This is a genomic window from Maricaulis sp., assembly GCF_034670125.1.
GTDB lineage: Bacteria > Pseudomonadota > Alphaproteobacteria > Caulobacterales > Maricaulaceae > Maricaulis.
Window position 1 is genome coordinate 303,220 of sequence record NZ_JAXMOC010000001.1, and the last position, 13,684, is coordinate 316,903.

The window sequence follows — 13,684 nt, forward strand, 5'->3', positions numbered from 1 at the left end:
CGGTCCGGCAGCCGCAATCGCGCCGCTACTCGTCTTCGTGAAATTTCGCCTCGACCAGCTCTGTCAGACTGTCGGCAGCCCGGGCGGCGTCAGCGCCTTCCGACTCGATCGCGATAACCGAGCCCTTCGAAGCCGCCAGCATCAGCAATTCCATGATCGAATCGGCATTCACCGTCTCACCATCGCGCGACACATGGATGGTGGCGTCGAACCCCTGCGCCATCTCGACAAATTTTGCAGCGGCACGGGCATGCAGGCCACGCGCATTGCAGATCGTGACCTTGCGCGCGACTTTCGTCACTTCTCCGCACCCTCAAGAACATTGGAAGCGATGGCGATATAGCGCTTGCCAGCGTCCTCGCCCATGCGGGCCAGGCTGTCGAGATCGGCGCGCGAGCGCGCCTCGGCCAGCTTGATCAGCATCGGAAGATTGACCCCGGCGATAACTTCGACCTTGCCCGCCTCGAGCAGGGAAATCGCCAGATTGGAAGGTGTTCCGCCAAACATGTCGGTCAGGATCAGCACGCCTTCGCCTCGATCGGCATCCTCGATCGCCTGCTTGATATCGCCGCGGCGTTTCTCCATGTCGTCATCGGGACCGATGCAGACAGCCAGAAATGCATCCATCGGACCCACCACATGTTCCGTGGCAGCGACAAATTCATCGGCCAAACGGCCATGACTGACAACGACGACTCCGATCATGAATGCATCTAAACGCGGCTTCACATTGGGGGGAAGCGTCTTTTTGCAACTGGGCGACCAATTTGTCAGTCGGACTCGGCCGACGGGAGCTCGACCGTGAAGCGCGCGCCGACGATATCGCCGTCCTGATTGCGGCGATTGCGGGCAATGATCGTGCCGCCATGGGCCTTCACGATCTGGCGGCAGATCGCCAGTCCCAGCCCTGAATGGGTACCGAAGGCCGCGCCCTTGGGCCGCTCTGTATAGAAGCGCTCGAACACGGCTTCCAGATTGTCGTCCGGAATGCCCGGCCCCTGGTCATCGACATGGATCTTGAGGCTGGCCTGGCCGTGATGCTGGCCACGCCGGATCGATATCAGGACTTCACTGTCAGCCGGCGAGAAGGTCAGCGCATTGTCGAGCAGATTGCGGAACACCTGTCCCAGCGGATCACCGCGACCGATCACCAGCGCCGAACGGACCTGCTGGTCCATCCGGATCACCGCCGGATGGCTGCCCGCTTCATTGTAGGATTGCGCCAGGTCGACCAGCAGGCCGGCCAGGTCAAACCGGCTGACATCCTCGCGCGCCAGTTCGGCATCGACGCGGGACGCCCGCGAGATATCGGTGATCAGACGGTCCAGCCGGCCGACATCGGCCGAGATGACCGCCAACAGGCGGTCACGCCGCTCGGCATCCTTCGCCTTGGGCAGGACCTCCACGGCGGAGCGTATCGACGTCAGCGGATTCTTCAGCTCATGCGCCACGTCCGCCGCAAAACTCTCGATCGCATCAAGACGGTCATACAGAGTCGCCGTCATGTCGGAGAGGGCAACGCCGAGCTCGCCGATCTCGTCATTGCGGCTGCGCAGGTCCGGCATCGTCACGCGGCGCCCCCCGGCGCGTCGCGCCTCGCGCGCCGCCCGCGCCAGCCGGCGGATGGGCCGGGCGATGAAAACCGTCAGCGCCAGCGACGACATGGCCGTGACCAGCGCGGCAATGAGCATGAAGGGCAGCAGCGCCCGACGCTCGGCCTCGATCAGCGTGTCGAGGTCATAGGACTCAATGGTGACCACACCGACAATGGCCCGCACCGGCTGGATCGGAAGCGACACCGACACCACCCGGCGCCCGTCGGCCTCGCGCCGGACACCGGCCACGGTCTCGCCATTGATGACCTGGCGCACCTCGTCACGCAGGTTGCGTCCCATCGCGGCGCGTTCTTCGGAGGACCGCAGCAGGCTGGCCAGACTGTCCAGCAATTGCACCGGCAGAGAGCGGGCGCTTTCGGCAATCGGCGCACGCGGCGTGCCGGGCGGCGGCAATTGCGTGGTCTCGAACACATCGGCCAGCAAATGGCTGTCGGCAACAATGGCGGCACCCTTGTCGAACACGATCACCCGCGACTCTTCGGGCACATAGAGCTGTCGCAGGATTGCGCGGGCATCCTCATTGCGTAGGGCCGGAGCCGGCGCGCCGTCGGACGCGCCCTCGGCCAGAACATTGGCGATCAGCTCGCCCTGGGCGCGTAGCGAATCCAGCTTGGCATTGACCAGGCCGCGCCGGGTTTCGGTCAGCGCCAGCATGCCCACGACGAGCACGCCGAGGGCGACGAAATTCGCCATCAGGATCAGCTGGGCCAGACGCGAGGACGGTCGCGGCGCCAGGCTGCGAAGCCAGGCACCGGCCCGCCGCAAACCCGACGTCACAGAGCTCGTCTCAGTCTTCTTTATAGCGGTAACCCACGCCGTAGAGCGTCTCGATCGCGTCGAAACTCTTGTCGCCTTCGCGGAACTTCTTGCGGATACGCTTGATGTGGCTGTCGATCGTCCGGTCATCGACATAGACCTGGTCATCATAGGCCGCGTCCATCAGGTTGTCGCGACTCTTGACGTAGCCGGGCCGGGTCGCGAGTGCCTGCAGGATCAGGAATTCGGTCACCGTCAGACGGACCGGCTCACCTTTCCAGGAACAGGCGTGGCGATTGGGATCGAGCAACAGGCTGCCGCGCTCCAGCGGCTTGCTGTCGCCCGGCTCCAGCCCGATCGTGCCGACCGGGTCGCCGGACAGGCGGGCGCGACGCAGGACCGCCTTGACCCGCTCGCCGAGCAGGCGTTGCGAGAACGGCTTGGCGATATAGTCGTCGGCGCCGAGATTGAGGCCCAGGGCCTCGTCAAACTCGTCATCCTTGGAGGTCAGGAAAATGACCGGCAGGTTCGACGACTGGCGCAAGCGGCGCAGCAGCTCGAGCCCGTCCATGCGCGGCATCTTGATGTCGAAAATGCCGAGGTCCGGCGGATCCTCGGCCAATGCGGTCAGCGCGGACGCCCCGTCATTATAGGTCCGCACATTATACCCCTCGCCTTCGAGAAAAATCGAAACCGATGTGATGATGTTTTCATCATCGTCCACGAGTGCAATCGTCGCCATGCCATCTCCGCGCGTTGACCCCAAAAACCGGGCCGGAATTGATCCGCGTGCCGGAACCATAGCCGCGGCCGGGTCGACACGCCAAGCTCCCTTGATGAATCAGGAGCATGGTTCACTCGGTTTTAAGCCTCTTTGTGCCATCAATAAGGCTCACGGGGAGCAGGTTCATGGCCGGTGACGTTCATTACGAGGTCTTCTTCAAGAAGAACCGCAAGTCCAGCTGGGCCCTGCAGGAAGCCCGGGATGATCGCGACCAGGCGATCCGTCTGGCCCATTCCCTCATCGCCAAGCAGAAGGACGCCTCGGTCCGGGTGACCAAGGAAACCTTCGACCCGAAACACCGCAAATTCCGGTCCGTTCCCGTCTTTGAACGGGGTGCCGAGACCATGGGCGCGGAGACGGAAAAGACCGGCGAGGCCCGCCTGCCCTGCCTGACCCCGGATGATCTCGCCAAGCCGCATGCCCGCGACACGATCCGCCGCGTCCTGACCAGCTGGCTGGAGCGGATGCAGGCCATCCCGATGGAATTGCTGCATCGGCCCGACCTGGTCGAAAGCCTCGAAGCCTCCGGCACCGAGCTGCAACACGCCGTGCAGAAAGTCGCGATCGCTTCGGCCAGTGACAGCGATGCCGGGGTGCATGGCTATGTCAAACAGCTCAACGAGCTGGTCCAGAAATCGCTGGGACGCATCTACAAGGATGGTCGCGACAAGCGCCTGCCCGAATACCCCAAAAAAGCCAATTTTGCCGATATTGCCGGAGACATCCACAAGCGCGATGCCCGCGCCTACACCCTGCGCGCCGCGATGGCCGACCGCCTGCGTCACGAGAAGAAATATGGCGACAAGCTGGAAGCCCTGCTGGACATGGCCGACAGCATGTTCAACGACGATGAAGCGCGCACCTTCGCCCTGGATGAGGTGGACCATTACATCGCCGAGGTCATCGCTTTCGATGCCGGCCGCGACGCCCTGCTGGGCAAGTGCAAGGATCTTGGCGAAACGCTTGAGCGTCTCGCCTGCCTGTTCGATGGCGACCATTCCGCCGATGCGCTGAACCTGGCGCCCAGCGCCGCCAAGCGCCTAGCCCGCAAGATCAAGGGCAAGGAATTCCCGGCCTGCCGTGCAACCATCGCCGGCTGCATCCTGAAGGACCTCGAACGCCCCAAACGCCTGCGCCCGAGCAGCGTGCGCGACGAGGTCCGCCTCGCCCGCGACCTCGCCAGCCGGCTCGTCATCTGCGCCGACAGCACCCTGCCGGCCGATGCGCTGATCAAGGCCTTCGGCTCACGTTCGGCCCGCCTCCTGCAACCGGAAATCATCGACGAGCTGCTGCGTCATTCGCGCGGCGCCGACGAAGACCTCGACCGTCTGATCGCGTTGGAAGAAAACCTGGTCGGCGAGAGCAACAAGCAGAAACTGGCGGGCTATATCCGCTCGACGCTCGGCTCCAACCAGGCCGATGCCTGGTATGTCCGCGGCGATGCCAAGCCACTGGAACGCCTGGCCAAGCTGACAGCGCAGCAGGCAAAAGTGCTCAAAGGCGGATACCCCGAGCGCGACAAACTCGAACTGGCGGCCAGCTTTGACGCCATGGGCATGAAGGTGGTCGACGACAGCAAGGTGCTCAACATGGTCGAGGGCGGCAACCGTCCGGCCCTGGACAAGGCCACCGGCCTCCTGCGCCTCGCCACCGGCGGCGCCCTGCCGATCGGCAAGTGTTCCGAGGATGCCCAGGCCCGCGCCCTGCGTCACCTGAAATCGGCCGTCGGCCTGAGCGAGGCCCAGACCGAGGACGGGCACTCCAAGCTGCGCCAGATCCAGGGCATGCTGCAGGAACTGACCATCCTGCAGACCAAGACCGGCTGACGCTTTTCGCTTTTGCCCGGAGTCCGAAACTGGCTAGGCTCACCGCATGATGTTGCGCCACGCCCTCACCTTCATCGCCGGACTCTTTTCCGGCACGGCCATGGTCGTCGCCCTGGTCTTCAGCCCGGGCGAAATTGGTGGCGTCAGCAATGGCCCCTGGATCACCAACCCGCAGATCGGTTCCAGCGATGCCAATCCGCTGACGCGGGCGTTGGTCGCGCGGCGCGGCCTGTTGGCGCTCAACCGCGAGGAAGCGGTCTATTTCACCGCCACCCGCGACAGTCAGGGGCATAATCTCACGGAGCGATGCGCCTATGAAATCATCGGCCAGATGCCACCAACCCGCTGGTGGTCACTGACGATCTATGACGAGGCCAGCTTCTTGCCGCGCAATGGTCGCAACCGCCATGCGGTCAGCCAGACGACGGCGCGCACCGATGCATCAGGCCGGGTCATTATTCCCGTCGGACAGGATGAAGTCGGCGCGATCTTCACCGAGAATGCCGGCCTGTTCTCGCTGACCCTGCGGCTCTATCACCCCGACCCGGTCGTCCTTGAAGATCTGGACAGCCTCACCTTCCCGCGCATCGATCGGCTCGGCTGCGAGGGCGAGACATGAAACAGCGCGGCCTGCCCTTCCTGTCCTTTGTCCCCGGCCTGTTGATCGGCGCCGCCGTCACGCTGCATGTCCTGCCCGGCATTATCATGGGACGCGCGATGGACCGGATTGAAAGCCTCGGCGGAGACGGTGAAAGCGTGCGCCACGCGCCGCGGGTCACCGCCGAAAACCAGACCATCGTGAGATCCAGTCCCGATATTCTCTACTCGGTCTGCCTGTTCGACCTGGCTGACGGGCCAATGCGGATTGATGTGACCTGGCCGGCCGACGGGAACTATGCCTCGGTCAGCTTCTACGACGCAAATACGAATAATTTCAGTGCAATCAGTGACCGGGGCGTCAATACCGGCAGCACCAGCCTGATGCTGACTCAGTGGACAGAATGGCTAACAATCCCGAACCTGCGCAACGGTGCCGACCGGCAGGTCAACGCACCAACCAAAACTGGCCTTGTCCTCTATCGACGCGTCATCGACGCCAGTACTGACCTCGACATCGCCGAGGCAGAACGCCAAGGCTTCACCTGCACCCAGATGGCCGATCAGTAAGTTGCCATTGCTGGCCCGGCTAGCGAGACTTCCGGCTCAACATGCTGGGGAGAGCCATGAACACCACCCTGATCGCCGCGCTGGCCACATCCGTCGCCCTCGTCGCCCCCGCTGCCGCCCAGGACGACAGCGCCGATATACAGGCTGCGATAGACGCGCTCTACGCCGTGATTTCAGGACCGGTCGGGCAGGAACGCGATTTCGACGCCATGCGCGCGATGTTCATGGACGGAGCGGCCATGGGCGCGGTCGGCGCCGGCCCCGACGGCAATGGCGCCGGCGGCGTCATCTCGCTGGACGACTACATCGAACGCTCCGGCCCCTGGCTGGTCGAAAACGGTTTCACCGAGCGCGCCACCCGAACCGAGATCGAGCAATGGGGCGAGATCGCCTACGCCCGCTCGGCCTATGAAGGCGTCAACGGGGTCACTGGCGAGACTTTCCTGGTCGGGGTCAATTTCATCACCCTGTTCAAGATCAACGGCGACTGGAAAATCGCCTCCATCCTGTGGCGGACAGAGACCGAAAACTGGCCGGTAGACGCCGCGTTTGAGTAATGGGCGGTCAGGGGTGGAATGCTGACGCGTTTCACCCCTCATTGTCATCCCGGGCGGATACCCCGCACAAGCGGGGTGGAGACCCGGGACCAATAAGCCCGGTGCTGCCAATTTAGGTCGTATAGGTCCCGGCTCTGCGGCCTGCGTTCGCAGGCCATTCGGCCGGGATGACAACTACATCTGAACTCAGAACCTGTCCTCACCCTGCCTCCTCCCCAGGGAGATGGAACGCGCGAACAAAAAAGGCCCCGGAGCCGAAACTCCGGGGCCTTTCTTCTGGATCGTGTCGACCCTATTCCGCGTCGAGCGGGTCGGTGTCATCCATCAGCTTTTGCATCAGGAAAGTGTAGAGCAGCGCCTCGCTGCGGGCCCGTTCGCCGAGATTGGCCGCGGCAGAGTGACCGCCAGCGGTGTTCTCGGAATAAAGGTAGTCATGGCCCAGCTGTACCGAGACCGGTTCGCCTTCCCGATCCCCCGCCCGAACCGACTGCCGGGCGACGGCAGTCCGGCATCATCCGGGCGCCGTTGTGCGCCGGACACGGGTCTCATTGCGGAGCTGGAAGGCGTCGGAACCGATCAGCCTCACCCGCTTGGTCTGGCGCATGACGCCCTCGGCAAACTCGATCTGGTAAAGAATGTCGGCCGGCGCGTTGTCATCATTGCCTTGGCTCGACAGCTCAGCCGACCAGCCGGTCTCGGTTCGCGCGAAGGCGACCAGGCGAGCCTCGATCATCTCGGACCCGCCATATCCGACGCTGGCTACCACGAGATGGTCGCCCTCGATCGTCACGAGCTCGGCGCCGAACACGCGGTAGCCCGGATCGACGAAGGCCAGCTCGGTAATCATGTAGGATCCGTCTGGGGCAAGCCGCACCGTGCGTTCATGCGGTATCTCGGCAAGCTCACCGGTCCGGTAGTCCCGATAAGTTAGCGCGCCGGTCCAGTGTCCGGCGAGCTCGGCCAGGGCCGCCTCGAGCTGATCCATGTCCTGCGCCGCGCTCGTCGACGCGAGGGCGGCGAGCCCGAAAAGGGCTGCTAGAAATTGTCTCATCGGGATATCTCCATCGAGATAGGCCAGGATGGCCCGTCCTCACGATTGCGATCTTGCCGATTTGATCCGATGGCGCGTCCCGACGACGGTAAACTCGCAGTTTTACTGTATTTGAGACTTCATGGAGCGGCGAGGCCAGCGCGCACTCGCGCTGGTGTCTGCCCGGTGATGTCCTTGAAAACCCGGTTGAAAGTGGCCTTGGAATTGAAGCCGCTGTCGAGCGCCAGCGCGAGCATGTCGTGCGCACCCTCGCCCGCGGCGAGCTTCTCCCTCACGTGTGCGACCCTGATCTCGTTGATGAAACGATTGAAGTTGACCCCTGCGCCCTGGTTCACGGTCCGCGAAAGATAGCTTTCATTGGTCCCGACACGGCGCGCCAGCTCGCGCGCGGTCAGGCGGGGTTCGAGATGCCAGGCCTCCGCCTGTACGCGCGCTCGCAGGCGCCGGGCCTCGGCCACCCAGTCCCGACCGCTGGCCACGCTCTCGGCGCTCGGCTGCGAGCCGCCGAGCTTGGGGAAAGGTTCTCTTTGCAACAACAGTGCGCATTGCCCGATGGCCCAGAAACACAACGCGACCACGACGTGAAAGGCGAAGCTGTCATAATGATCGAGCGGAACGATAAAGTGGTCGATCACCACCATGATCACGCCGGACAACAATGTCAGGGCGGACAAGCCAAGAAACAGGGGAAGCCAGCGGCGGTCGAACTCAGCGGCGGCCGAAGAATGGTCGCCCAGAAACCGGCGATGTTGCCAGTAGGCTCTGCCGGCGCCGGCAAGCCCGAACAGCGCCAGCATCACAGCCAAGCCATTACGCAAGGGCCAGTAGAGACCGGCATGAAAGTCGCCGACCCGATCCCAGCGCGTCTCGAACGGCTGCAGGAACCAGTATGTCTGGTAGCTGAAATCGATCGCGCCGGGCAGCATCAGCCACCAGACGATAGCGGGGATCCGCCCGGTCGTCAGGGCGATCCCATAGCCAAGGATCAGGGGGCCAACCAACAGGTCATTCTGGAACGGTGCGAAGGAAAGCCAGGGAAAGGCATCGTAAAAGCCGGCGAAACCGATCAGTTGCGGCACCAGCGTCAAGGTCACGACCACCAGAAGGGCTGCCAGGAGACGATTGGCCGGTCGTTCGAAGCGGCGCAGGCCCAAAAGCACGGCCGCGATCAGCAATTGCGCAGCTACGACCAGCAGTAGCGCCGTGCGCCATCCGAAGAAGATCTCGTCCATACCGACCTAGATACCGACTCAACATGGCAAATGCACGGGCCGATCTGACTAACGCATTGTCGCCCCGAAAGCGATCAGCACGGCCCAAACAAAAAGCCCCGGAGCCGAAACTCCGGGGCCTTTCTTCTGGATCGATGTGACCCTATTCCGCGTCGAGCGGGTCGGTGTCATCCATCAGCTTTTGCATCAGGAAGGTATAGAGCAGCGCCTCGCTGCGGGCCCGCTCACCGAGATTGGCCGCGGCAGAGTGACCACCCGCCGTGTTCTCGTAGTAGAGATAGTCATGGCCCAGCTCTTCCAGCAGGTGCGCCATCTTGCGGGCATGGCCCGGATGGACGCGGTCATCCTTGGTCGAGGTGTAGAGGTAGATTTCCGGATACTCGCCGTTCGCATCGACATTGTGATAGGGCGAGATCGAGCGCAGGAAACCGCCCTCGTCCGGGTCTTCCGGATTACCGTATTCGCCCATCCAGGACGCGCCGGCCAGCAGCGTGTGAAAGCGCAGCATGTCGAGCAGCGGCACGGCCGAGACGACGGCATTCCACAGGTCGGGACGCTGGGTGTACATGACGCCGGTCAGCAGACCGCCATTGGAGCCACCATAGACACCGAGGTGACGCGGACTGGTGATGCCGCGGGCCGACAGGTCCTCGGCGACGGCGATCAGGTCGTCATAAATGCGCTGGCGCTCCATCTTCAGGCCCGCCTGGTGCCAGGCCGGTCCGAACTCACCGCCACCGCGGATATTGGCGACCACATAGGCGCCGCCATTTTCCAGCCACAGCTGGCCGCGGGAGCCGGAATAGCTCGGGCGGATGGAGACCTGGAAGCCGCCATAGGCGTACAGCAGGGTCGGTGTGGTGCCGTCCATCACCGTGTCTTCGCGGCGGACCACGAAATAGGGCACCATCGTCCCGTCCGGAGACACCGCTTCGAGCTGTTCGACCACCAGGCCTTCGGCATTGAAACGGGCCGGAATGGACTTGATTTCCTCAACCGTCAGCTCGGCCGCATCGACCATGAAATAGCTGTCCGGCGTCAGGAAGCCTTCGGCATTCATGAAGGCCACATCATGACGGCTGTTGGTCCCCCCCAGGCTGATGGTCATGTTGGCGGGAACCGGCACGGTTTCCGACGACCATTGCCCGTCCTCGAAGTGGAAGGCCTCCAGGCCGCCCACGACATTCTCGTCAATGGCAACCAGGAAGGACGAGGCCGTCGAACCCATGCCGCCAAGCGACTGGCGTGGCCCCGGTACGAAGACAGTGCGAACATCCGGCAGCTCACCGGTCGCCGCGAATTCGGCCATGTTGAACGACAGCAAGGCGCCTTGCGGGAAGGTTTCACCGCCCTCGGCCGGCGTCCAGGCTTCCTCGATCGTGAACACCAGCTCGCCCTGGTAGAGGTCCTGGATCGACGACTTGCTGGGCAGCGGCAACTGCATCGGGTCGGCATTGGCTGGCAGGTACCACCAGGTCGTGTCGTAGAAAGTGTCAGCCTCTGACGCCATCATGTAGACGGTGCCGTCATGGTCCTCGGCACGGAAAGCGAAGAGACCCACATCATCCTCGTCGCCGCGCACCACTTCAGTGGCGTCAGCGAGGTCGGTGCCGCGCTCCCAGCGGTAGGCGACAGACGGGTAGCCCGAGCTGGTCGTGTCTTCCGGCGACGTCGCCAGTCCGACCATCAGCGTGTCCTCGTCAATCCAGCTGACCCCGCCCTTGGCTTCCGGGGTCTCGAAACCACCTTCGACAAAGGCCCGGTCCGGGATCGAGAACTCACGGCGCACGGCCGCATCGGAGCCGCCATCAGACAGCGTCAGAATGCAGCGCTCATAGGCCGGCGCCAGGCAGTTCGAGCCGCGCCAGACCCAGTTGCGGTCTTCGGCTTCGGACAGGGCATCGAGGTCGAGCACCACATCCCAGTCAGGCTCGTCGGTCAGATAGCTTTCCAGCGAGGTCCGGCGCCACAGGCCATGAGTGTGCTCGGCATCCTGCCAGAAATTCCAGATATAGCCGCCGGAATAGGAGCCGTAGGGGATCCGGTCCTCGGACTGGGCAATGGCCAGCGCCTGATCGTACAGGCCCTGATAGCGCTCATCACCTTGCAGACGGGCAAACGTCCGCTCGTTCTGGCCTTCGACCCATTCGATGGCCTGTTCGCCTTCGACCTCTTCCAGCCAGACCCGAGGATCATTGTTCGGATCGATCTCGACGATCTGGCGTTCCGCGGGCGCATCCGGTGTGGTGTCGGCCAAGTCGTCGCCCTCATTGCTGGCGGGCTGAGTGCAGGCCGCGAGGATGGCGGCACTGGCTGAGATCGCCCAAAACGTCTGGTAAACTTTCATCAGTCTCTTCCCATCTGATGTGTGTGCCGCAATTAACACCGGAGCGGTGCTGGACGTAAAGGGACGGGAGCGTTATCGCAGCAGGATGATCGCTCGTCTGATGAATGGTGCCGGCAACAAGTTCATCCTCGCCGACGTGCGGGGGCGGGCCGGAGTGTTCAACCTGTCTGCGGCCGCGGTGACCGCCATTGCGCGGGAGCATCCGTTCGATCAGCTGCTGGTGCTCGAGGACAGCGACACGTCGGATGCCTTCATCCGCATCTGGAATTCCGATGGCGACGAAGTCGGCGCCTGCGGTAATGGAACCCGCGCTGCGGCGTGGGCCTTGATGCAGGAGCGCCGCTCCGACACTGCCAGCCTCGACACGGCGGGTGGCCAATTGCTGGCGCGCGATGCCGGAGCCATGACCGTCAGTGTCGACATGGGCGAACCCCGCCTGGACTGGCAGGACATACCCTTGGCCCGACCGATGGATACGGCTCGACTGGATTTCGCCGTGGAGGTCGACGGCATCCGCATCGACGCACCGGGGGCGGTCTCGATGGGCAATCCCCACGCCGTTTTTTTCATCCGTGATGTGGCCGCCTTGCCGGTCACAACCCTCGGGCCGGTTGTCGAGCATGACCCGCTGTTTCCGGACCGGGTCAATGCCGGTTTCGCGCAAATCCTGGACCCCCGCCATATCCGGTTGCGGGTCTGGGAGCGTGGCGCGGGCATCACGGCGGCGTGTGGCACCGGGGCCTGCGCCGCCCTGGTTGCAGCGCACAGACGCGGCCTGTGCGAACGACAGGCGACCCTCCATGCCGATGGTGGCGATCTGTCGGTCGAATGGCGCGCGTCGGACAACCGCATCATCCTGACTGGCCCGGTCGAAGATGAAGGCCCGGTCACGCTTGATATCTGACCGCGCCCGACCGGCCTGCACAGGGCTGTGACTTACAGACCCGGAAATTTGTCTTATCATCCACAAAAGGGTCGTATTGGGGCCGTGTTCGTGGGGAAACTGGACACATGACATTCAAATCCTTGGCAATCGCCATCGCATGCGTGGGCCTGCTGGCCAATCCGGTCCTGGCCCAGGATGAGGCGGCGGTCGCGCCGACGCCCCAGAGTATCGCTCTGGAAATGTTCAGCGAAGCCGGCCGCGCCTTGCGGGCCGGCGACATGGAGAGCGCCCGCCGACTGATGCTGGCCGCCCTCGACCTCAAACCGGCTCACCCGGCGGTGTTGCGGGCGCTGGTGACCATCGCGACCCGGGCCGAACGCGCCGATGACGGTTTTGACGCTTTGGACGGCATGGTCCGGGCCGGTCTGACCTTCGAAATCGGCGATGCAACACGGGCCCTGCTCGAGGATGCAGACAGCGATCGCCTGGCATCGATCCAGGCCGCTCTCGCCGCCAATGGAACCGCGGTGGGAGACGGCGAGGTGGTGGCCCGGATCAATGCGCCGGATGCCCTGATCGAAGGGGTGGCCGTGGACATCGAGACAGACCGGATTTTCGTGTCCTCGGTGGCGCGGCGTGAAATCCTGATGCTCGAACCGTTTGCCCGTGACGAGCCGGTCGTGTTCGCCAACCGGGAGGACGGCCTGTGGTCGGTGTTCGGCCTGTTCGTCGATGACCGGACCCGAATGCTGTGGGCGGCTTCGGGCACAGTGCCGCAAACACCGCTGGACGAGGGAGAGGCCGAAGGAACAGCCCTGTTCGCCTTCGATCTGGTATCGGGCGACCTGTACCGGCGCTACATGATCGACGGCGCTGTGCAAATGGCCGACTTCGTGGTCCGCGACGGCAGCGTCTTCATTTCCGACAGCCAGGCGCCGCGGGTCTATCGACTCGACAATGTGTCTGGCGAGCTGGAAGTGCTGGCGGAAGACCCCCGCTTTGTCAGCCTGCAGGGCGTCGCCCTGGCCCGCGGTGCGCTTTACGTCGCCGATTATTCGATGGGCATCTGGCGGATAGACCTGGTTGATGGCAGCGCCAGCCTGGTCCGTGCCTCCGACGTCAGCCTGATCGGTATTGATGGCCTGCGCCAGACCCGCGATGGCCGGATCATTGCGGTGCGCAACGGTGCCGTCCCGCACCAGGTGATGGCGATCGACCTCGATCCGACCGGGGTTGAGGTCGCCAATGTCGAGGTCCTGCTGCGCGCCCACCCTTCGATGACGGACAATACCGAGCCGACCCTGGTCGACCTCGCCGATGGGCGGGCCTGGCTGGTCGCGAATGCCGCCTGGCCGCTCTTTCCGGCAGATGGATCCGAACCTGACGGTGCGCGTCCGGTAACCGCCATTGTCGAAATGGACCTGCGCTGACAGGCGCTTGATCAGGATCGGGATGAAGAGCT

13 protein-coding genes are annotated in these 13,684 nt (G+C 63.8%); 6 read left to right on the forward strand and 7 right to left on the reverse strand.

Annotated features, from left to right (window positions below; translation table 11 throughout):
- Positions 1-25: 25 nt before the first annotated feature.
- The 4 genes from VOI18_RS01130 to VOI18_RS01145 form a co-directional block, all read right to left on the reverse strand.
- A complete protein-coding gene (locus tag VOI18_RS01130; RefSeq protein WP_323760586.1) occupies positions 26-301 on the reverse strand; it encodes an HPr family phosphocarrier protein in 276 nt (91 codons plus the stop codon).
- Positions 298-705, reverse strand: a complete 408-nt coding sequence (locus VOI18_RS01135; protein WP_323760587.1) for a PTS sugar transporter subunit IIA — start codon at positions 703-705, stop codon at positions 298-300. The genes VOI18_RS01130 and VOI18_RS01135 overlap by 4 nt, the downstream gene beginning before the upstream one ends.
- A 65-nt stretch (positions 706-770) precedes the next feature.
- Positions 771-2,393, reverse strand: coding sequence for a stimulus-sensing domain-containing protein (locus VOI18_RS01140; RefSeq protein WP_323760588.1), 1,623 nt, complete (start codon positions 2,391-2,393; stop codon positions 771-773).
- Positions 2,394-2,403: 10 nt separating this feature from the next.
- The gene (locus VOI18_RS01145) at positions 2,404-3,114 is read right to left on the reverse strand and encodes a response regulator transcription factor (RefSeq protein WP_323760589.1); all 711 of its coding nucleotides are present in this window, start codon (positions 3,112-3,114) and stop codon (positions 2,404-2,406) included.
- 167 nt (positions 3,115-3,281) lie between these two features.
- Between VOI18_RS01145 and VOI18_RS01150 the strand changes: the two genes are divergently transcribed.
- The 4 genes from VOI18_RS01150 to VOI18_RS01165 are packed head-to-tail and all read left to right on the forward strand — an operon-like array spanning position 3,282 to position 6,706.
- On the forward strand, positions 3,282-4,982 hold the full coding sequence (locus tag VOI18_RS01150; protein ID WP_323760590.1) for a hypothetical protein: 1,701 nt from the start codon (positions 3,282-3,284) through the stop codon (positions 4,980-4,982).
- A 46-nt stretch (positions 4,983-5,028) separates the two neighbouring features.
- The gene (locus VOI18_RS01155) at positions 5,029-5,601 is read left to right on the forward strand and encodes a DUF1214 domain-containing protein (protein ID WP_323760591.1); all 573 of its coding nucleotides are present in this window, start codon (positions 5,029-5,031) and stop codon (positions 5,599-5,601) included.
- The gene (locus VOI18_RS01160) at positions 5,598-6,149 is read left to right on the forward strand and encodes a DUF1254 domain-containing protein (RefSeq protein WP_323760592.1); all 552 of its coding nucleotides are present in this window, start codon (positions 5,598-5,600) and stop codon (positions 6,147-6,149) included. The genes VOI18_RS01155 and VOI18_RS01160 overlap by 4 nt, the downstream gene beginning before the upstream one ends.
- Positions 6,150-6,205: 56 nt before the next feature.
- Entirely contained in the window at positions 6,206-6,706 is a 501-nt protein-coding gene (locus VOI18_RS01165; RefSeq protein WP_323760593.1) for a hypothetical protein, read from the forward strand.
- 511 nt (positions 6,707-7,217) lie between these two features.
- On the opposite strand, the gene VOI18_RS01170 is transcribed toward VOI18_RS01165, so the two are convergent.
- The 3 genes from VOI18_RS01170 to VOI18_RS01180 form a co-directional block, all read right to left on the reverse strand.
- Positions 7,218-7,757 carry a hypothetical protein gene (locus VOI18_RS01170; protein WP_323760594.1) on the reverse strand — a complete coding sequence of 180 codons (540 nt, stop codon included), beginning with the start codon at positions 7,755-7,757 and terminating at the stop codon, positions 7,218-7,220.
- Between the two features lie 119 nt (positions 7,758-7,876).
- The gene (locus tag VOI18_RS01175; protein WP_323760595.1) at positions 7,877-8,989 is read right to left on the reverse strand and encodes an AraC family transcriptional regulator; all 1,113 of its coding nucleotides are present in this window, start codon (positions 8,987-8,989) and stop codon (positions 7,877-7,879) included.
- Between the two features lie 142 nt (positions 8,990-9,131).
- Positions 9,132-11,336 (reverse strand): prolyl oligopeptidase family serine peptidase, encoded by a 2,205-nt coding sequence (locus VOI18_RS01180; RefSeq protein ID WP_323760596.1) that lies wholly within the window; start codon positions 11,334-11,336, stop codon positions 9,132-9,134.
- 85 nt (positions 11,337-11,421) lie between these two features.
- On the opposite strand from VOI18_RS01180, the gene dapF reads away from it, so the two are divergent.
- A complete protein-coding gene (gene dapF / locus VOI18_RS01185; RefSeq protein WP_323760597.1) occupies positions 11,422-12,240 on the forward strand; it encodes a diaminopimelate epimerase in 819 nt (272 codons plus the stop codon).
- 107 nt (positions 12,241-12,347) lie between these two features.
- Entirely contained in the window at positions 12,348-13,652 is a 1,305-nt protein-coding gene (locus VOI18_RS01190) for a hypothetical protein (protein ID WP_323760598.1), read from the forward strand.
- Positions 13,653-13,684 lie beyond the last annotated feature (32 nt).

Coding starts and splice junctions, on each gene's coding strand:
- VOI18_RS01160 (WP_323760592.1), top strand. CDS start 5,598: ATGAAACAGCGCGGCCTGCCCTTCCTGTCCTTTGTCCCCGGCCTGTTG.
- VOI18_RS01175 (WP_323760595.1), bottom strand. CDS start 8,989: ATGGACGAGATCTTCTTCGGATGGCGCACGGCGCTACTGCTGGTCGTA.
- VOI18_RS01190 (WP_323760598.1), top strand. CDS start 12,348: ATGACATTCAAATCCTTGGCAATCGCCATCGCATGCGTGGGCCTGCTG.
- VOI18_RS01165 (WP_323760593.1), top strand. CDS start 6,206: ATGAACACCACCCTGATCGCCGCGCTGGCCACATCCGTCGCCCTCGTC.
- VOI18_RS01155 (WP_323760591.1), top strand. CDS start 5,029: ATGATGTTGCGCCACGCCCTCACCTTCATCGCCGGACTCTTTTCCGGC.
- VOI18_RS01170 (WP_323760594.1), bottom strand. CDS start 7,757: ATGAGACAATTTCTAGCAGCCCTTTTCGGGCTCGCCGCCCTCGCGTCG.
- dapF (WP_323760597.1), top strand. CDS start 11,422: ATGATCGCTCGTCTGATGAATGGTGCCGGCAACAAGTTCATCCTCGCC.
- VOI18_RS01135 (WP_323760587.1), bottom strand. CDS start 705: ATGATCGGAGTCGTCGTTGTCAGTCATGGCCGTTTGGCCGATGAATTT.
- VOI18_RS01180 (WP_323760596.1), bottom strand. CDS start 11,336: ATGAAAGTTTACCAGACGTTTTGGGCGATCTCAGCCAGTGCCGCCATC.
- VOI18_RS01150 (WP_323760590.1), top strand. CDS start 3,282: ATGGCCGGTGACGTTCATTACGAGGTCTTCTTCAAGAAGAACCGCAAG.
- VOI18_RS01145 (WP_323760589.1), bottom strand. CDS start 3,114: ATGGCGACGATTGCACTCGTGGACGATGATGAAAACATCATCACATCG.